The following is a 324-nucleotide window of genomic DNA, read 5'->3' as shown; positions in this document are numbered from 1 at the left end:
CGGTCGACATCACCGGCGCGCTGAACCTCGAGGATGACGCGCCGTCCTTCGGCACGCAGTCCGCGGCGCCGAGCCTGACGGTGGACGAGTCCGACTTCACGACGGATGATTCCGCCGACTTCTCGACAGTGTTCGCGCCGGTCTTCGGCAATGACGGCTTCAAGGATGCCGACGACAACGACGTCGAGGACGACGATGCGGTGACCTATGCGCTGAACGTGGTCGGCGGGCCCGACGTCGATTCCGGGCTGGTCGACACGCTGACCAACGAGAGCGTGGTGCTCAACCTGGTCGGCGGCGTCGTGATCGGCTCCTCGGCGACCG

At 66.7% G+C, this 324-nt stretch carries 1 protein-coding gene; it reads left to right on the top strand.

The window, feature by feature from the left end:
* On the top strand, positions 1 to 324 hold a 324-nt coding region (locus tag EU800_RS27155; protein WP_207210032.1), incomplete at both ends, for a DUF5801 repeats-in-toxin domain-containing protein.

It is taken from the genome of Tropicimonas sp. IMCC6043, from assembly GCF_004146235.1.
In the GTDB taxonomy this organism is placed as follows: domain Bacteria; phylum Pseudomonadota; class Alphaproteobacteria; order Rhodobacterales; family Rhodobacteraceae; genus Tropicimonas.
This window is presented reverse-complemented; position numbering and strand designations above follow the sequence as displayed.